Source organism: Sulfoacidibacillus ferrooxidans (genome assembly GCF_022606465.1).
GTDB lineage: Bacteria > Bacillota > Bacilli > Alicyclobacillales > SLC66 > Sulfoacidibacillus > Sulfoacidibacillus ferrooxidans.
Window position 1 is genome coordinate 118,966 of sequence record NZ_JALBUF010000005.1, and the last position, 18,958, is coordinate 137,923.

Annotated in this window: 24 protein-coding genes; all 24 read left to right on the forward strand. The window is 42.8% G+C overall.

The features are described from left to right. Positions 1–55 precede the first annotated feature (55 nt). The 24 genes from MM817_RS09295 (at position 56) to tsf (ending at position 18,928) form a co-directional block, all read left to right on the forward strand. Entirely contained in the window at positions 56–565 is a 510-nt protein-coding gene (locus MM817_RS09295; protein WP_241714072.1) for a magnesium transporter MgtE N-terminal domain-containing protein, read from the forward strand. A 57-nt stretch (positions 566–622) separates the two neighbouring features. Next, positions 623–2,377 (forward strand): flagellar hook-length control protein FliK, encoded by a 1,755-nt coding sequence (locus MM817_RS09300; protein ID WP_241714073.1) that lies wholly within the window; start codon positions 623–625, stop codon positions 2,375–2,377. A gap of 13 nt (positions 2,378–2,390) precedes the next feature. Then, positions 2,391–2,846, forward strand: coding sequence for a flagellar hook capping FlgD N-terminal domain-containing protein (locus MM817_RS09305; protein WP_241714074.1), 456 nt, complete (start codon positions 2,391–2,393; stop codon positions 2,844–2,846). Between the two features lie 165 nt (positions 2,847–3,011). Next, entirely contained in the window at positions 3,012–3,236 is a 225-nt protein-coding gene (locus tag MM817_RS09310; RefSeq protein WP_241714075.1) for a flagellar FlbD family protein, read from the forward strand. Next, positions 3,233–3,652 (forward strand): flagellar basal body-associated FliL family protein, encoded by a 420-nt coding sequence (locus MM817_RS09315; RefSeq protein ID WP_241714076.1) that lies wholly within the window; start codon positions 3,233–3,235, stop codon positions 3,650–3,652. Before MM817_RS09310 ends, MM817_RS09315 begins: the two co-directional genes overlap by 4 nt. Before the next feature lie 12 nt (positions 3,653–3,664). Beyond that, on the forward strand, positions 3,665–4,669 hold the full coding sequence (gene fliM, locus MM817_RS09320) for a flagellar motor switch protein FliM (RefSeq protein ID WP_241714077.1): 1,005 nt from the start codon (positions 3,665–3,667) through the stop codon (positions 4,667–4,669). Then, entirely contained in the window at positions 4,659–5,846 is a 1,188-nt protein-coding gene (fliY, locus tag MM817_RS09325) for a flagellar motor switch phosphatase FliY (protein ID WP_241714078.1), read from the forward strand. Before fliM ends, fliY begins: the two co-directional genes overlap by 11 nt. Before the next feature lie 30 nt (positions 5,847–5,876). After that, on the forward strand, positions 5,877–6,242 hold the full coding sequence (locus MM817_RS09330; protein WP_241714080.1) for a response regulator: 366 nt from the start codon (positions 5,877–5,879) through the stop codon (positions 6,240–6,242). Then, complete coding sequence (locus tag MM817_RS09335; RefSeq protein ID WP_241714082.1) at positions 6,242–6,766, forward strand: FliO/MopB family protein; 525 nt, start codon at positions 6,242–6,244, stop codon at positions 6,764–6,766. The genes MM817_RS09330 and MM817_RS09335 overlap by 1 nt, the downstream gene beginning before the upstream one ends. After that, positions 6,763–7,530 carry a flagellar type III secretion system pore protein FliP gene (gene fliP, locus MM817_RS09340; RefSeq protein ID WP_241714084.1) on the forward strand — a complete coding sequence of 256 codons (768 nt, stop codon included), beginning with the start codon at positions 6,763–6,765 and terminating at the stop codon, positions 7,528–7,530. Before MM817_RS09335 ends, fliP begins: the two co-directional genes overlap by 4 nt. A gap of 12 nt (positions 7,531–7,542) precedes the next feature. Next, positions 7,543–7,812, forward strand: coding sequence for a flagellar biosynthesis protein FliQ (gene fliQ / locus MM817_RS09345; protein ID WP_241714086.1), 270 nt, complete (start codon positions 7,543–7,545; stop codon positions 7,810–7,812). Further along, positions 7,813–8,604, forward strand: a complete 792-nt coding sequence (locus tag MM817_RS09350) for a flagellar biosynthetic protein FliR (protein ID WP_241714088.1) — start codon at positions 7,813–7,815, stop codon at positions 8,602–8,604. It abuts the gene before it with no gap. After that, positions 8,601–8,765, forward strand: coding sequence for an EscU/YscU/HrcU family type III secretion system export apparatus switch protein (locus MM817_RS16965; RefSeq protein WP_272879878.1), 165 nt, complete (start codon positions 8,601–8,603; stop codon positions 8,763–8,765). The genes MM817_RS09350 and MM817_RS16965 overlap by 4 nt, the downstream gene beginning before the upstream one ends. Then, positions 8,741–9,649 carry an EscU/YscU/HrcU family type III secretion system export apparatus switch protein gene (locus MM817_RS09355; protein WP_272879879.1) on the forward strand — a complete coding sequence of 303 codons (909 nt, stop codon included), beginning with the start codon at positions 8,741–8,743 and terminating at the stop codon, positions 9,647–9,649. Before MM817_RS16965 ends, MM817_RS09355 begins: the two co-directional genes overlap by 25 nt. A gap of 53 nt (positions 9,650–9,702) precedes the next feature. Then, a complete protein-coding gene (gene flhA / locus MM817_RS09360; RefSeq protein WP_336605162.1) occupies positions 9,703–11,739 on the forward strand; it encodes a flagellar biosynthesis protein FlhA in 2,037 nt (678 codons plus the stop codon). Continuing rightward, positions 11,740–12,891 (forward strand): flagellar biosynthesis GTPase FlhF, encoded by a 1,152-nt coding sequence (gene flhF / locus MM817_RS09365; protein ID WP_241714090.1) that lies wholly within the window; start codon positions 11,740–11,742, stop codon positions 12,889–12,891. Further along, a complete protein-coding gene (locus MM817_RS09370; RefSeq protein ID WP_241714108.1) occupies positions 12,884–13,774 on the forward strand; it encodes a P-loop NTPase in 891 nt (296 codons plus the stop codon). The genes flhF and MM817_RS09370 overlap by 8 nt, the downstream gene beginning before the upstream one ends. 77 nt (positions 13,775–13,851) lie before the next feature. Then, positions 13,852–14,472, forward strand: coding sequence for a chemotaxis protein CheC (locus MM817_RS09375; RefSeq protein WP_241714110.1), 621 nt, complete (start codon positions 13,852–13,854; stop codon positions 14,470–14,472). Further along, on the forward strand, positions 14,469–14,942 hold the full coding sequence (locus MM817_RS09380) for a chemotaxis protein CheD (RefSeq protein WP_241714112.1): 474 nt from the start codon (positions 14,469–14,471) through the stop codon (positions 14,940–14,942). The genes MM817_RS09375 and MM817_RS09380 overlap by 4 nt, the downstream gene beginning before the upstream one ends. Before the next feature lie 17 nt (positions 14,943–14,959). After that, a complete protein-coding gene (locus tag MM817_RS09385; RefSeq protein ID WP_241714114.1) occupies positions 14,960–16,387 on the forward strand; it encodes a DUF342 domain-containing protein in 1,428 nt (475 codons plus the stop codon). 17 nt (positions 16,388–16,404) lie between these two features. After that, entirely contained in the window at positions 16,405–16,878 is a 474-nt protein-coding gene (locus tag MM817_RS09390) for a hypothetical protein (RefSeq protein WP_241714116.1), read from the forward strand. Then, positions 16,875–17,354 carry an endolytic transglycosylase MltG gene (locus MM817_RS09395; protein WP_241714118.1) on the forward strand — a complete coding sequence of 160 codons (480 nt, stop codon included), beginning with the start codon at positions 16,875–16,877 and terminating at the stop codon, positions 17,352–17,354. The genes MM817_RS09390 and MM817_RS09395 overlap by 4 nt, the downstream gene beginning before the upstream one ends. A 161-nt stretch (positions 17,355–17,515) precedes the next feature. Continuing rightward, positions 17,516–18,217 carry a 30S ribosomal protein S2 gene (rpsB, locus tag MM817_RS09400; protein WP_241714120.1) on the forward strand — a complete coding sequence of 234 codons (702 nt, stop codon included), beginning with the start codon at positions 17,516–17,518 and terminating at the stop codon, positions 18,215–18,217. A 60-nt stretch (positions 18,218–18,277) separates the two neighbouring features. Continuing rightward, a complete protein-coding gene (gene tsf / locus MM817_RS09405) occupies positions 18,278–18,928 on the forward strand; it encodes a translation elongation factor Ts (RefSeq protein WP_241714123.1) in 651 nt (216 codons plus the stop codon). The last annotated feature ends 30 nt before the right edge of the window (positions 18,929–18,958 follow it).

Here is an 18,958-nt window from a genome sequence, read left to right on the forward strand (position 1 = left end):
GGTACATGATGAGGATATGCATCGGATGAGACCTTTGTCCTGGATGTTCTATTACTTGTTTCTACCAATTATAGCAACAACTATTTTTGCAGCATTGGCTCTACAAATTTTGGGATACAATGTTCTTGGAACACTAGAATCACATCTAATGGAAATTGATGGAAGCCATACACAGTCTACATATGCATCATCGACAACATCCGAATTAGATGCTTTGCATATACAAATGGCGCAAAAACAGTTGACTATTGAAAGTTTACATGGGCAAGTCTCTTTGTTGAATCAAGAACTATCACAGTCTAAGTTAGATGTTGTAAGTGAGATGTCAAAAATTAGTTCTTTACAAGCAAAAATTAATCAATTGCAAAGTAATAATGCTTCATGGTCTAAGCAGGCTGCCATTTATTCGAATATGTCATCGCAACAGGCTGTAGCCATTTTGATGCAATTGCCTACTCGAGAACAAGTTTTCGTAGTAAAGGCGATGAGTGCCTCGGATCAAGCATCTACATTAGCAGCGATGCCACCTAAACAGGCGGCTATCCTACTTCAAGATGGAGCATAACGATTCGAATGCAGTATTGCATGGGCGTTTCAAATGGAAGGGAGGTGAATAGCTCAGTTGCAGAGTTTACTCAGTCTTATCTCGGCAGTACATGTAAAGCGCGTATCTAATGAATCAAGTTATCCACTATCCATGCAAAAGAAAGCAGAGAATGGTCACAGTCATACATCTGGGGATACGACGCGTAGATTTGAGACGTTAATGGAAGAACAAAGAGATGCAATTGCTGGAAAAGACGCTCAGCAAAAACCCATCCTTAACCACTTATCGTCACACAAAGAAGAGAAGAAGAAATCACATCGTAAAGAGCTTGTCGACAAAAAAGAGGGGGAAGCATTACAACATGATCATGGGATACACACTGCACCGTGGTTTGTAAATGTAAGTACTGCTGACCCGAAACAGGCATTGAATCATTCATCGACTGTACTTTCTGCACATACCATTAGCAATGCTACAGCCGATCTCTTAATGCAATCTACAGGTGCTTCAGATCGTCATAGCGTTCAATGGGCTAACCATTCGAAGAGGGTATCAGGCATCAAAAATGCACCTATTGATCGAGGGCAAGTTGCATCGAAAGGAAAGGGTAGCTTTCGAATCAGCCTCCGGTTTGTAAATGTAAGTACTGCTGACCCGAAACAGGCATTGAACCATTCATCGACTGTACTTTCTGCGCATATCGGTAGCAATGCTGCAGCTGATCTCTTAATGCAATCTACAGGTGCTTCAGATCGTCATAGCGTTCAATGGGCTAACCATTCGAAGAGGGTATCAGGCATCAAAAATGCACCTATTGATCGAGGGCAAGTTGCATCGAAAGGAAAGGGTAGCTTTCGAATCAGCCTCCACCATGTGGGCAAAGGTGTGCAAGGGATTGATGCTAGTAAAGCTGCTATTTCTGCTTCGCAACTGCTCAATCAGCGAGTTGTCTCCGCTTCGGTGAATGTTGAAGTCACAAGGGGAAAAGGTGATCTTTCTCGGGTCCATTCTTCGCTTAGATCTGTTTCTTCTCAGCGACAGGCACCTATTGCTATGGCGAATCAGCATCTGTTAAATGGCCAAGTGTTAGCGGGTACAAAAGCTCAAGGTGCCGCGCAGACGCTAGCTCAAACTAGAAAAACAAGTCACTTGGGATTCCTTCGTGTAGCGGGGGACGATACAAAAAATCTTACGTTACAGATGGGAGTTAAAAGATTACACGTTCATCTGAAACGAGGTACTTCATTGAAACAAGGTTCTATTGCTTTTCGTATTGCTGTTGCACCTTCTAAAAACAGGGATATTTTAGGGGCTGCATCTCAAGGAGTAACGCAAGGGTGGACCGTAGAGCAACCAACTTCTAGTACTGCAAATGGAAGTGCTGGTCAACCTTCATTCATTGTTTCATCACAACAAGTCGCGGCAGAGGCAAGTCAGTGGATTGTAAAACAAATGGCACAACGTGCTGTTTTGGGACAATCCACGGTTGAAATGACGCTTGTTCCAGCCCATTTAGGAAAGCTACAATTGCGGGTTAGTTCTTTTAAAAATGGAGAGTTGAGAGTTCAATTTACTGCGTCGACTACGGAAGCGCAATCGCTCATTAGAGATCAACTCCCGGCTCTGTTAGAACAATTGCAGATGCAAGGATTTCAATCGGTTGCTGTTGACGTTCGGGCTGATTCTGGTCAACAACAACAGCAATCAAGGCAAGACCCAATGACTGCTAGTCAGTTAACAGAAAGACAAAACCATCAAGTGATGATTGCACAGCTAAGGGAAAGAGTTGATCTGATACCACAGCATGAAGGTTTTTCTGCAAAAGCATAAAGGGGGATGAACAATGAGCATGACACCTGCTTCATTAATGGGCACTTCATCAACAAATGCTGCAACGACTGCAACTGATGGTACTACACAAACGACTACAGATAATAGTCAATTGGGGCAAAATGCATTTTTGCAATTACTTGTGACGCAAATGAAATATCAAGATCCACTGTCTCCCCAAAGTAATACTCAATTTATTGCACAACTTGCTCAGTTTTCTTCCTTAGAACAGATGACCAATGTCGCGCAAGGGCAAAAAAATGTGATTTCTGATTTGCAATCTCTACAGACGTCACAATCAATGACCAGTGCATTGCAGCTACTAGGTGCAACCGTTTCATTAACAGATGGAAGTGGTGCTTCGGTGAATGGTTCAGTGTCATCTGTGCAATCCTCTGCTAATGGACCCACAATTATGGTAGATGGTACAACGTATCCATTGTCTGCAGTGCAATCTGTTATTCGATAAATATTTTATTATAGCGATTCGACAGGATTTTCCGTGCAAATGTCGAATTCTATGCTTATCAATTTAACGCAGGTTAGAATGATTTCATTAGGTATTCTAACCTGCTGTGTCACTACCATCGACATGTGTGTCAGATCATAGCTTATAGCTTGGCGGTGTTGTGCAATGGTGTACTTGACGAGAGTAAAAGGCTCTTCCTTTTATTTGAATCCGATGATGATTGAGTTAATTGAATCGACACCAGATACTGTGATTACGTTGGTATCTGGCAAAAAATACGTGGTGCAAGAAAGTACAAATGATGTTGTGTCACGAATGACCGAATACTATAAGAAAATTGGTATTGCTGGTGTGATAGCTGCACAAGTGGGGGATGATCATCTGGAATGAGCCGCAAATCAGTGGTGCTTCTTGGGATTTTAGCGGTAGGTGTGGTTTTGATCGGTGGGTCGATGGTTTATGAATTTGTTTTAAAGCCAGGACCAAGTGGACCACCTACTGCGGCACAATTGCAGTCTTGGCAATATAGCGTTGATAAAATTACTACTAATCTTCAAGATAGCGGGATTATTGAGATTCAGCTCACCTTACAAGCCCCAAGTACCGCTGTTGTCACTGAGTTAACGGATCGATCTGCTCAAGTAGACGATGCTGTGATTGCTGTGCTTCATGGATTGAATAGCACACAAATCATGCAGCCTGGGGGTCGTCATGTCATTAAAAATCTCGTCATGCATCGTATTAATTCTTTTTTGACATCCGGGAAAATAACTGCAGTGTATATTGATTCATTGATTGTGCAATAAGGAGGTTCGGTTATGCCGGAGGTTTTATCCCAAGGAGAGATAGACGCCTTGTTATCCGCACTCACTTCCGGAGAATTGTCAGCGGAGGAGATCAAACGAGATGATGCACAATTACGTGTTCGCTCCTATGATTTCAAGCGTGCTATGCGTTTTTCAAAAGAGCATTTACGCACGATATCACGCATCTATGAACACTATTCGCGTTTGCTAGCGAACTATCTCTCTGCGCAAACTCGTACAGTGGTGCAATTAGGTGTAACGTCTGTAGATCAAGTACCTTTTGAAGAATTTGTGCGATCTGTTCCTGCTGTAACAGTGATCCATGTGATCGACGTTGATCCATTGGGTGGTAAGTTTCTTATGGAAGTTAGTACCGATTTGTCGTTTGCAATTTTGGATCGATTATTTGGTGGTACGGGTCAAGCTGTGGTAAGAGGTCATAAATTAACTGAAATTGACACGATGGTATTAGAAAAATTATTTTCTCGTTCCTTGTTTACGCTTTCCTCTGCATGGTCGAGTATTGTTGAATTGAATCTTAGTTATGATAGTCTCGAAATTAATCCGCAATTTATACAGATTGTTAACCCGAATGATATTGTTCTCGTAGTCGCGCTATCAGTAGTGATAGGTTCAGTGCAAGGTATGATCAATATTTGTATGCCGCATGTCGTCTTAGAAAGTGTCATGCCTCGTCTCAGTTCGAGGTTTGCTTTCTCTGGATCTAAGCAAGGGAATTCATTGATTGATCACGAAAAATCAGAACTGCTTGTGAAACATATGGATCGTGTAGAAGTTGAGATGACTGCGGAGTTAGGACGAACAGAGATTCAAGTAAATGACTTGTTACATCTTCAATTAGGCGATGTCCTACCACTGGAGCAGGCGATCTCCGTACCACTTGCCATGCGGGTGGGCGATGAGGTTAAATATCGAGGATTTGCTGGTAAGGTGCGTGGAAGATACGCATTGAAGATAACACAGGTAGTGGAAGAAGGCGGTAATTATGGCGAATGATTTTCTTTCGCAAGAGGAAATTGATGCATTGATGGCAGGTGGTCCTGCTGCAAGCGAAGTGTCTGCAAGTACTATTGATCAAGTGGTGACTGAAACACATGATGAAGATCTGTTGTCGTTATTTGATCGCGATGCCTTGGGAGAGATTGGAAATATCTCTTTTGGAACCGCGGCTACAACTCTTTCTACACTTTTACGACAGAAGGTAAATATCACAACGCCACAAGTGCGGGTTATAAAACCAGATGAGTTAAGGAAAGACTTTCCGCTTCCACATGTGGCAGCGCGGGTGGAATTTACTGAAGGCTTACTGGGTAGCAATATACTCATGATTTTGGTGGATGATGCAAAAATTATTGCTGATCTTATGCTAGGTGGAGATGGAACCGCTCCATCTGAAGAGATTAATGATCTGCATGTAAGTGCTGTAGCAGAAGCGATGAATCAAATGATGGGTTCTGCATCGACTTCTATGTCTACGATGTTTCATAGGAGCGTCAATATTTCTCCTCCTATCGTGGAGGTTGTTGATTTAAAGATTGGTAATGACAGCTTATTTACTGCAAATGTTCAAGACGTGTTAGTTGAAGTATCTTTCCACTTACAGGTTGGGACGCTTATTGATTCAAATATCATGCAGATGCTTCCCTTATCATTTGCGAAATCGCTGGTTCACATGTTGATGGCAACAACAGAAGCATCATCGGCACAGGTAGCAGCAAGTGTTGCACCACCTATAACTGAACGACCATCGATAAATAGTAACTCAGGTACGTATACAAGACCGCAAAACAAACCAGTAGAATCAGTCCCTTCTTATGCTTCTGCACCGCTAAGAAAAGCACAACCTGAACCAGAGCCTGTGGTTGAAAAAGCAGTATTTACAGCATTTGATGATGTGCCTGCTCTTCATGGGGGACGTAACCTCGATTTACTACTCGATATTCCTCTTGGACTGACCGTTGAGCTTGGAAGAACCAAACGGTTGATTCGAGATATTCTCGACTTTGCTCCTGGTTCTATTATTGAATTAGACGCTCTTGCTGGTGAACCTGTAGATATTCTTATCAATAACAAACTAATCGCTCGTGGTGAAGTTGTAGTCATCGATGAGAATTTTGGCGTGAGAGTTACAGATATAGTGAGTCCAGCCGAACGTATTAAGCGCTTGCAGTAACAAGAGGTACATGTATTGGGGGGATTATGAATGTCAAAAAACGTTCTCGTTGTGGATGATGCCGCATTTATGCGGATGATGATTCGAGAAATTTTAACGAAAAATGGATACACAGTGGTTGGGGAAGCGGGAGATGGACAACAAGCAGTAGATAAGTTTAGAGAGTTGCGCCCTGATCTTGTGACGATGGATATCACCATGCCGGAAAAAGATGGAATTCAAGCTGTCAAAGAAATTCGCGCTCTCGATCCTACAGCGCGCGTGATTATGTGTTCTGCTATGGGTCAACAGGGAATGGTTGTGGAGGCTATTCAGGCTGGGGCTAAGGATTTTATCGTAAAACCATTTCAGGCGGATCGCGTATTAGAAGCGATTCGTAAAACGTTGGCGCTATAATGAGTGGGTTTGCCAGTGTTGCTGAATTGATGATAAGTCTCCTTTTCATTATTGCACTTGCGGTAGTCTCTATTCGGTTGCTAGGAAAAAAGGCACTTGCGCTCTCTAGTAATCGATATGTGCGCGTAGTAGCAGCTCAATCGTTAGGTCAAAACAAGTCGCTACACACAGTGATCGTAGATGAAAAGACGGTCTTGCTTGTAGGTGTTGGTACACATGTGGAACTTGTCGCTCGATTTGATGATGAACAATTGGCGGAGAAGTTATCTCACGGTGGCCGTGAGAATGATCTACAAGGTTCACGCCTTTATCCGTCTTTTTCATGGTTAATATCTCTTTGGAAACAAAAGAGAACGAGTGAGACTCATTCACAAGACCCTGATTTTGGGGAGTATTTGCGGGAGCGTTTTGAACATGTACAAATGCGTCGGCAGGACGTACTGCGCGAAAAGGAACCTAGTGAACGTTCTGATGGGGCGCAAGTGCGAGAAGATGATGCAGTAGATTCGGAGCAAAAGCGATGAGAGTACGTCTAAAATATGTTTCTCTGTCCTTATTTATCTTTTTATTATGTGCACATGTGTCGCCCGCCTTTGCAGCAACATCGCTACATGTGCCGGGTTTGTCTCTGTCAGTATCACCATCAACGAGCCCTGCAGGCGTTGTCAATGTCGTTCAGATTCTTGTGTTGTTAACTATCTTGAGCGTTGCTCCGGCCATTCTCATCATGATGACTGCTTTTACTCGCATTGTAGTGGTCTTATCATTTGTGCGAAGTGCGCTCGCTTTGCAGACGACTCCGCCAAACCAGGTGATTATTGGATTGTCTTTATTTCTTACCTTGTTTGTGATGACACCTACTTTTTCAGCAGTCAATAAAGATGCAGTACAACCGTATTTAGCTGGTCACATGAATCAAAGTACTGCGATCGCGAGTGCAGAGTACCCATTTAAAGTATTTATGGCAAAGCAAACGAGAATTCAGGATGTGGATCTGTTTTTACAGTATCAACATATGGCTCCACCTAAAAATCTCACTTCGCTACCTATAACTACATTAGTACCAGCGTTTGCGGTTAGTGAATTGGAAACGGCTTTTCAGATTGGGTTCATGATTTATATTCCTTTTTTAATTATTGATCTGGTTGTAGCGACAACGCTTATGTCCATGGGAATGATGATGTTACCGCCTGTACTGATTTCATTGCCGTTTAAGTTATTGCTATTCGTCATGGTAGATGGATGGTACTTGGTCGTTAAATCACTACTTGCAGGTTTTCATGGATAGGAGGTACCGTATGTGGATGGCAACTTTGTCGTTGGGTTAGGTCAACAGGTAATCTTTATTGTTCTTGAATTAACTGGACCCATTCTTATTGTGGGTATGCTTGTTGGACTCATTATTAGTATCTTTCAGGCAACAACTCAAATTCAAGAGCAGACGCTTACGTTTGTTCCGAAGATTGCAGCTATTATTGTCATTCTTTTTCTTGCAGGGCCTTGGATGTTGGGGCTATTAACTCATTTTACTGCAAACATTCTTGGAAATTTACAGCAGTATATACGATAGATGATGATTGGGACAACGTCTATTCTTATTTTCCTTCTCATTTTTGTTCGCTCCATTGGCATATTATTTTCTGCTCCGATCTTTGGGAATTTGCAAGTTCCTACGATTGTGAAGATCGGCTTAGCCCTTTACTTATCTGTGATCATTAATGCCAGTGAGACACATTCCATGCTTGTAGCCTCTGGCATTACGATCAATGATATGACTTTTTTTGTACTCCTTATACAAGAAGCGTTGGTTGGAGTTGCACTTGGTTTAATAGCCAGTTTTGTGTTTTATGCGGTTCAGTTTGCTGGCGCATTGTTAGATATTCAAATTGGATTTTCTATGGTTAGTCTAGTGAATCCAGGGTTTTCTACACCATCCACACCTCTTGCAAACCTTGTCTATATTTTATTTTCACTTTTTTTTATTGGAGTACATGGTGCCGCAAATGTGATTTTGGCTTTATTACAAAGTTACCGTTATGTGCCGATAGGAGTTGCACATTTTGGCGGGTCAGTGGCAGATGTATTTTTACATGCCACGATTACGTTGTTTAGTATTGGTGTTGAAATTGCAGCGCCTGTTATGCTTGCGATTTTTTTAACAAATATTGCTCTTGCAGTCGCCTCACGTGCAGTGCCTCAAATGAATGTTTTTTTTGTAGGACTTCCGATTACCTTATTCATTGGGTTAGCCTTAGTTGGGGTATTGATGCCTGCACTGGTTGATTTAATGAGAGAACTTGTTGATATCATGGATCAGCAAATTAACAGTCTTTTACTTGCGTTAGGAAGTGGGTCGGCATGATGCAGTGGAATCTGCAATTTTTTGCGGAAAAAACAGAACAACCGACTGCGCGACGTAGAAGTGAGGCTAGGCGAAAGGGACAAGTAGCAACGAGCCATGACCTGACTGCAGCGGTAGGGTTTTTGGCGGAGGATTATTGCAGGCATTGTGGCAAGCCATGATCCTGCTTTTAGGACAAGGAACTCTGAAAGCTTCTGTAACGGGTATTGATTCAGCTGATCTGCAAGTGGCTTTTAAGCATGTGATCATGGCTTTATTTCCGATTATTATCACAGGTCTTGGGTTTGGCATTTTTGCTGCTTTTATTCAAGTTGGTCCCATGTTTGTTCCAAGTTCGCTCCTCCCTGATTTCTCCCGGATTGACTTTCTAAAAGGAGTCACGCGATTATTTTCTGTGCGCTCTTTTGTTGAGATGATGAAGTCGATCTTGAAGTTATCTGTGATTGGAGCTGCTGTATACTTAGCTGTTATGTCGAGTGCACCTCAAGTGTTTATGCTCATTGGTGCAGATCCAGCACAATTATTTGCACTTTTTATCAATAGTGCCTTGTTGATTTTTCTCTATGTAGGTGGAGCTTTCTTAGTATTAGCATTTGGAGACTTTTTGTTTCAACGGTTTCAGTTTACCCGCAACATCAAAATGTCTAAACAAGATGTAAAAGATGAAATGAAACAAATGGAAGGCAATCAGCAAATTAAGCGGAGAATTCGCGAGCGTGGGCGCGCCATCGCACGCCGTCGAATGCTCCAAAAGGTACCCTTGGCTGATGTGATTTTAACCAATCCAACCCATTACGCAGTGGCATTACGCTATGATGCTACAACCATGCATGCACCACAAGTCGTAGCCAAGGGAGTTGATCAAATCGCACTTAAAATTCGCGAAATTGCTGTACAACATGATGTACCCATTGTAGAAAATCGACCACTTGCACGTTCACTCTATCAATTGGCTGAAATTGATGACTTTGTACCACCTCAATTATTTGGCGCGGTCGCAGAAGTGCTAGCCTATGTGTATCGGTTGCGTCGACGTATTTTGTGAACCTACGATTTGGTATGCTAGGGAATGACATATTGCAAAGGAGAAAAATTGCGGTGAAGAAGTTGACGTTATTACCTATTATCGTGGTTATTGGCATTATTGCTATGCTTGTCATACCCATCTCTCCAGTACTCCTTAGCTTTTTGATCATTTTAAATCTGGCTACATCTCTTAGTGTCTTACTTGTTGCCATGTCTACAAAGGAACCTCTTCAATTTTCTATATTTCCTTCACTCTTGCTTATTACTACTTTATTTCGACTCGCACTCAATATCTCGTCAACACGACTCATTTTAACGCAGGGCTATGCTGGACAAGTCATTGAGACTTTTGGGAGTTTTGTAATCGGAAGTAATGCTGTAGTGGGTGTCATTGTTTTTATTATATTAATTATTATCCAGTTTATAGTTATTACAAAAGGTGCGGAGCGTGTAGCGGAAGTGGCAGCAAGGTTTACACTGGATGCCATGCCAGGAAAGCAAATTAGCATCGATGCAGATATGAATTCAGGATTAATTACAGAGGCGCAAGCGCGTGCACGTCGTAAAGCTATAGAACAAGAAGCTGATTTTTATGGAGCGATGGATGGTGCAAGTAAGTTTGTTAAAGGTGATGCCATCGCGTCGATGATTATTGTAGCTGTCAATATTATTGGAGGATTTATCATCGGAATGGCACAACAGTCAATGCCTTTTCAGACGGCTATTTCCACCTATACCGTTCTATCTGTTGGAGATGGACTCGTGAGTCAGATCCCGGCTCTCTTGCTATCTACTGCAACGGGTTTAATTGTCACTCGATCATCTAGTAGTGAAGATTTTGGCGGAGATATTATGGCTCAGGTCTTTTCTTCACCCATGACACTATATATTGTAGCTATTGTGCTATTTTTTCTGGGTGCATTTTCACCTATTGGCATCTTTATTACAGGTCCAATTTCTGCTGTCTTAGCGTTTTCAGCTTATCGCATGTCGCGAATGCAGGTGAAAACCGTAAAAGAAACACAGCAAAAAGCAGACATTGAACGAGCAAAAACAGTGAAAAGTCCGGAAAGTATGTATCAATTAATTTCAGTTGAACCCATTGAATTTGAATTTGGTTACGCTATTGTTCCACTTGCAGATACCAAGCAAGGTGGGGATCTATTGGAACGAGTCGCTCTTATTCGCCGTCAAATCGCACTTGACCTTGGGATTGTCGTGCCTATGATTCGCTTTCGCGATGATATTCAACTGCGTCCAAGTGAGTACGTGGTGCGTATACGCGGATCAGAGATTGCACGTTATGAATTGATGATCGGGCATTATCTTGCGATGAGTGGAGGCATGACTGATCCTTCAATAGTAGGTATTCCAACCAAAGAACCAGCTTTTCATTTGCCTGCAGAGTGGATTAGTGAATCGATGCGTGAAAAGGCAATGATTGCAGGGTATACCGTTGTGGATGCACCATCTGTGATCGCGACACATGTAACGGAACTCATTAAACGGCATGCGCGTGAATTATTGGGGCGTCAAGAAGTAAAGACGTTACTTGATACGGTCAAAGAACGGCAGCCTGTTCTGGTGGAGGAATTGGTACCACAGTTACTCACAGTAGGCGATGTACAAAAGGTATTAGGCAATCTTTTAGATGAACGAGTTTCGATTCGCGATTTGCCATCTATACTCGAAGTATTGGCCGATCAGGCGCGATATACAAAAGATCCGGATGTGCTTACTGAATTTGTCCGTCAAAAGCTCAGTCGGCAAATTACTGCGCAAGTTCGTTCAGGAATAGCTACGACAATCACCGCGATCACGTTGAGTCAAACAACTGAAAAACGGATCGAGGAACATTTAAATCACACGGATCATGGAACTCATTTGGCACTTGATCCAAGACTTACGCAGCAATTGCTAAAGGCTGTAGCCGATCATACCGCAAGACTTGCATCACTTGGTAAAACAGCGATTTTGCTTGTTTCACCGCAACTTCGCGCACATGTGCAACGTCTCATGCAACGCTCACTACCCGAACTATTTGTCTTGTCTTACGCTGAGTTAGATCCGGATACACCAATTGAAAATGGCGGGGTGGTGAATGTATAGATGTTTATTAAACGCTATGTGGCAACTTCAGCTGGTGAGGCATTGAATCAGATACGTTCAGAGCTAGGTCGCGATGCTCTTATCTTATCACAAAAAAAAATCCCCGCTCGCGGATTAAAGGGGTTATTTGGTAAACGCGTCATCGAAATTGTTGCCGGAATTGATGATATTCAAACACCTATTGATCGTACTCCACCGAGTATACTAAAGCCGGTACAGCAAACGGATGTTGCTAAAGATGTGTTGCCACTCTCAAAGCATGTGCAAATGAGAGAAAACGTCGAGACCGCTTCTGTTTTTCATGAAGATCTTCAAGATATTAAGACCTTACTTGGTGCTCTGATTACGGGTGAAACAGAGCCTATACGCTCAAATGAGGTCACTAGCACCATGCAGCAACTGATTAGTACAGGTTTATCACAAACACTTTTATTACGCTACTTACGTGGGCAGTCAGAGTTTGATAGTGGGAGCACAGTAAATCAGTGTGAATCATTGCGAAAATTCATTGCTGATGTATTGAATAATAGTGATGCGGTCCGTCCTATTCGTCTGCAGGATCGAATTGTTGCACTTATTGGTTCAACAGGAGTTGGGAAAACAACCACTATTGCTAAATTAGCTGCCTTGGCACGTTTACGCGAACATCGTAAAGTGGGTCTTTTAACGATTGATACGTTTCGTGTGGCGGCAGTTGAGCAGTTGCGCACATATGCAGAGATTTTAAATGTTCCCTTTGCAGTCGCGCACACTGCAAATGAACTCAAAGAACAAGTGGATGCATGGTCGACATTAGATTTAATTCTCATTGATACAGCAGGTAGAGCTTTCTTGCAAGAAAAACAGGTTGAGGAGTTAAAGCAGATTCTATCAGCCGTATCAATCGACGTGATATACCTTGTATTAAGCGCGTCTGCAAGGGAAAAAGAGTCACAGCAAGTTGCGACACAATTAGCGAGTGTGGGCTATGATGCACTCTTGTTTACGAAATTGGATGAAACGATTTTACCTTCCCTCGTATTGACTATGTCTGATGCTTTGCATAAACCGCTCTCTTATTTTTCAGTTGGACAACATGTACCTGATGACTTACGAGGTGCGGATATTCCCACGCTTCAGTCCTACTTTTGCGGAGGTGAGCCACTTGCCTGATCAAGCGGAGTCGTTACGCCAATTACTGCGTGAGGAACACCCTACAGTGTCGAAACGTTCTGGGAATATGCGTTTGATTGCCGTAGCAAGTGGCAAGGGTGGGGTTGGGAAATCCAATATTTCATTGAATCTCGGCTTGATGCTAGCAAAAGAAGGAATGCGAATCGCAATCTTAGATGGTGATTTTGGTTTTGCTAATATCGATATTTTGTTGGGGGTAAGACCTCATTATAGTTTGCTAGATGTACTAGAAGGTCATATTTCCTTGCAGCAAGCATTAACACGAGGTCCACATGATTTGGCTTTTATATCGGGTGGTGCAAAACTAATTACGGACATGCAAGCACACTCATTGTATGGTGCAAAACTTACAGAAGAATTACTTTTAATCGAAGATCAATTTGAGCGGGTTTACATTGATTTTGGAGCTGGATTTGGTCCTTTTACGGCTGAGCTCATGGGGCTTTGTGACGAGTTACTACTTATAACTACACCAGAACCTACAGCACTTGCAGATGCCTATGCACTATTGAAAATGGTTAAAAACACGATTACATTACCACCAGTTTTTCTTCTGATTAATCGAGCGGTGAATGTGGTGGCAGGAATGGATGCAGGAAGAAAGTTAAGTCGCGTTGCAGAGCAATTTTTACAAACACAGATCGAGGTTATTGGCTATGTATTAGAAGATCCGGCTGTACAGAGGGCTGTTTCTAAACAGACTCCCTTTGTGTTACTAGAACCGCACTCACTTGCGACGCGTTGTTTGATGCAAATCACAAAGAATGTCAGAGAAGATTCTTTTCGACCGATTGCTCCAGAGCTAGAGAAAACACGAGGTTTACAAGGATTTCTCAACCGATTTCTACCATTTAGGCGATGAAACAGCTTGTCATACAAAGATTTTTGCCATAGTCTAGAGAAAACTCTATGGATATGCATCATGAAAGGGGGATGGAAGTGACTGATAGTTATCAGTTAGACTCTTATGCAGCAGATATACTCTGTGAATTAGGCAATATTGGCGCGGCACACGCTGCTACTGCATTGTCCGAGCTTTTACAAGCGCCAATTGCCATGCGTGTTCCGCAAGTAGAGTTAGTGCCATTTGATGAGATTAGTATGACTTTGGGTGGCCCAGAGGTAGTGGTAGCAGGTGTTTTTCTTCAAGTTACAGGGGATATAGAAGGGACTATGTTTTTTATTCAGTCTATGAAAAGTGCAAAACAATTAGTGTCCAATATATGCGGTGGAGAAGAATCAAAAGATGGATTTAGTGATATCGGGTTGTCCGCACTTGGTGAAGTTGGCAACATATTAGCTGCTAACTATTTATCTGCATTGATGGATTTTACACAGTTGCGCATGTTGCCGTCGGTTCCTCTTGTCGCTGTAGATATGGCACAATCGATTCTATCGATTGCATTGCAAACGGATCAAATGGGAGGAAGGTATGCATTAGTCATACATACAGCCGTGCATCATCGTGAAGAACAAGAAGACGCTCACTTTTTCCTCTTTCCTTTTCCTGGTGCACAAGATGTGCTCTTGCACGCACTTGGTATTGGAGGTTCTGTATGATTCACAATGTAGGCATGGCTGATGCGAAAGTAGCGAAAGGGGACGATACGCTACGAACGCTGGGGCTTGGATCCTGTGTTGGATTAGTCTTATTTGATCCATCTTCACAGGTTGCCGGATTAGCGCACATTATGTTGCCTACTTCACATGGAACCACAGAGGATCGGTTTAAGTATGCAGATACTGCCGTAGAGACATTGTTGGGTCAACTCATAGAACAAGGCGCCAACCGCAACCACGTGCGTGCTAAGTTAGCGGGTGGGGCGCAAATGTTTGCTTTTTCTACGGGTATGGATCTCGTTCGAATTGGACCTCGCAATGTGGAAGCGATTATTGCACAACTTGTCTTGTTGCATATACCAATAGTAGGCTCTGATGTAGGGGGACATGTAGGGAGAACGATTCAGGTGCAATGTGATTCAGGACAAATTTGGATTAAAACGGTGCTACAGGGAGATCGTTTTATCTGAATGTAGGGGGGACGTCTATGGCAGAAGAAACGTTTATTTTAGAAGATTATGTTCGGTTTACTGTTAAAGACAATGGACTCCTTGCGGTTGCAACTTTCAAGGCACCGCCAATCACATTGGATCGGATATTTACTCTTATAGAATTGAAAGACTTACTTGACAAGCAACAATATAGCTACGGCGTACTGGATGATATTGAACTTAGCTTGCTGCTTGAAAGTTGGCTAGGACCTATGGCTGACGTAGTAGTTGCACAGGGAGAACCACCGGGTACACCAACTGACGAGCAACTCCATTTTTGTTTTGATATCGATCCTGTTCCGATACCGCAATTACTTGACAATGATCATGTGGATTATAGGGAACTCGGTATGTTACAAAACGCCTTAGTAGGACAAGAACTCGTCTATCGGATAGAAGGACAGTATGGCCTCCCGGGCGTTGATGTTTATGGCAATGAAGTACAAAGTAAGGCTCCTCAAGTAAAGGTTCTTCCAAGTGGATCGGGGACGTGCATATCGTCAGATGGGATGATTCTTTTAAGTGAGATCGATGGTCAGATTGTCTATGGGCGGAATCAACGAGTCTCAGTGCTCCCTGTGTTTCATGTTCAAGAGGACGTGGATTTTTCTGTTGGTAATATTGACTTTCTTGGAAGTGTTGTCGTTCATGGCAGTGTTCGCGAAGGGTTTACGATCAAGGCGACGGGAAATATTGAAGTATTTGGGATTGTGGAGCGTGCTCATCTTTTCGCTGATGGTGACATTATTATACGTGGTGGTGTTCAAGGTTCCACAAAATCGAAAATCTATGCAAAGGGATCACTGCGAGCGCTTTATTTGCAAAATGCAATCATTGAATCAGAAGGTGATTTGATTGTAGCAGATAGCGTGATGCACAGCATCGTTCGTGCAAGATCTGCTCGTATTACAGGTAAACGGGGGCTTCTTGTAGGCGGACTGACGCGCGTCGATGATTCTGTATTGGCTCGAGTCGTAGGGTCGCATTTAGGTACAGCAACACGTATTGAATTTATGACGGGTATTGAGGAAGAGGAACAACTCGCGATGATTATGGATCAGATTGTCAGTCACGAGGAGACCCTTCAAAAAACAGTAGAAGCAACACGGAAATTAGAGGAGCTGAAAGAACGACTAGGCAGACTGTCTTCTGAACAACTAACTATCTGTAGACGTTTAGCGATCACAGAGACGACAACACAGGAAAAGATCGTTACATTGCAAAACCAACGAGATGATCTTAAAGAGGTCATAGATCAAAAAAAACCTACAACGATAGAAGTTACAACGATGATGTATCCTGGAGTACATCTTATTCGCGAACACTTGGAATGGCATTGTGATGACTTTATTACGGGGTGTTTTTTTACTTGTAGCACAGACGGCTGGCATCGAACGAAGGGGCGCACGGAGCGCAAAACATAGAGGAGGAACGGGTGATTATGGTTGCAGTTGTGTTCATTTTACTTGCCGTAGGGGTCTTTTTATATGTGTGGCTGGCGCAACGTAAGGAAGGTGTCAGTGATCCTCTGGCTGTGGTCACAGCCGTGGAGACGTTTGCAACACAAATGGAGACGGAGAATGACCGATTAGTTGAAATGATTGCAGGTCTTCGTCAAAAAATGGATAGTTATGAAGTTCAAAAGGAACGAGAATTGTACGCTCTGAAAAATGAAATTCATGATTTACAAGAACAGGTTACTATGTTACATGAACAAAGGCCATCACTTGAAAGTAGTAAGGAACCTACTGAACAGGACCTGCTGCCTGAATTTCTATCGCCAAAATATAAAGATGTAGCGCAGCGTATCGCCCGTGGGGATGATGCACAAACGATCATGATGGAACTAAATGTGGGATTTGGGGAAGTCGATCTAGTTCAAGGATTGCTTAGAAATGGACGGGTGTTGTCATGAGTAGTCGGCTTATTTTTGCTAATGGAATAGGGGTGGGATTACTAGTAGCTGCATTCATATGGATCGTAATGCCACATATGAACCAAGAGCATGTTGTCGCTTCTGTTGGATCAGATACGCAGATACACGCCTTGCAAGTGCAATTAGATCAAGAAACTCATCAATTGGTGAAAGTCAACGCTCAGTTAGAAACAGCTAAAAAACAGGTGATCACATTGCGTAAACAGCGGATGGTAGCTAAGGTTAGTGCAAGGAATACACAAGTTGGATCGGTTGGACAAACGGTGCAAGTCGATATTTCTTCAGGCATGACGATTGATCAGATTGCTGCACTTCTAGTACAACAAGGAGTTATTACAAACGCAGCACCTTTTATTCAACTGGCTTCTAATGAACCATTTATTCACGCAGGTAACTATATTTTGAATCAAAATGAAAATATCTCGCAAGTCATTGTAACGCTCACTACGTCGTAATCACATCATCTGGTTCAAAGCCTCGACTTGCTCCGAGAGTGGTTTTAATGTTATACTTTTGCAGGTGAAAATTCACACGTCTATGGAGACTAGTTGAGTCTGCGATGCAGGGGACTAGGATGATGAAGTAGGCGGAGGGATAACTTGAGGGGAGAATGAACATGGCTGTCATTTCGATGAAGCAATTATTAGAAGCGGGTGTGCATTTTGGGCACCAAACGCGCCGTTGGAATCCTAAGATGGATCGCTATATCTTTACAGAGCGCAATGGCATATACATTATTGACTTACAAAAAACCGTAAAAAAAGTAGAAGAAGCATATAATTTTGTGCGCAGTGTTGGAGCAGAGGGTAAGGATATCCTTTTTGTAGGCACGAAAAAACAAGCGCAAGAGTCTGTACATGATGAAGCATTGCGTTGTGGTGGATATTATGTCAACCAACGTTGGCTTGGAGGCACGTTAACTAACTTTAGCACCATCCAAAAGCGAATTGAACGTCTTCGTACGCTAGAAACGATGGAAATGGACGGAACGTTCGAAGTGTTACCTAAAAAAGAAGTTATTTTATTGCGTAAAGAGAAAGATCGTTTAGAGAAATTCTTGGGTGGCATTAAAGATATGAAGAAAATGCCGGGTGCTTTATTTATTATCGACCCACGCAAAGAAAGAATCGCTGTTGCGGAAGCTCGTAAATTGGGGATTCCGATCGTTGGCATTGTGGATACAAACTGTGATCCAGATGAAATTGATTATGTGATTCCAGGTAATGACGATGCAATCCGCGCTGTAAAATTGCTCTGTGGAAAAATGGCAGATGCAATTATGGAAGGTAAACAAGGTGATGAAGAGACAGCATCTTAATTGAGATGCTGTATGATTGAATGAATTGTAATCAATGCGAGTGAGCAAGGGGTGTACATGGTGGCGGTAACGGCTGAACAAGTAAAAGAGTTGCGGCAAAAGACGGGTGCAGGGATGCTTGATTGTAAAAAAGCGCTATCGGAAGCGAACGGCGATCTTGAAAAAGCGATTGAGTTTCTTCGCGAGCAAGGATTGGCTTCTGCTGCAAAGAAGGCAGGACGCATTGCTTCTGAGGGTGTTGTTGAGTCGTACATTCATGCAGGCGGACGCATTGGTGTGCTTGTAGAGGTGAACTGTGAGACTGATTTTGTTGCAAAAACAGATCAATTTCGCGGTCTCTGCCGAGATATTGCTATGCATATTGCGGCATCGCGGCCTGAGTACTTGAGGCGTGAAGATATCTCGCAAGAGGTTGTCGAACGTGAAACGGAAATTTTCCGTCAGCAAACATTGAACGAAGGTAAGCCTGAGCATATCGTCGATAAGATTGTAGCTGGGAAAGTGGATAAGTTTTTGCGTGAACAATGCTTGCTTGATCAAGCTTTTGTAAAAGATCCATCGATAACGGTGGCGAATCTGGTGGCGACGCAGATTGGGAAGATTGGGGAGAACATCTCCATCCGACGTTTTACTCGTTACGAGATGGGTGAAGGCATCGAACGGAAAGAAGACGATTTTGTAGCAGAAGTGATGGCACAGGTGAAAAAGTAATGTGTGGGGGGCACGAAAGTGTTCCCTTTT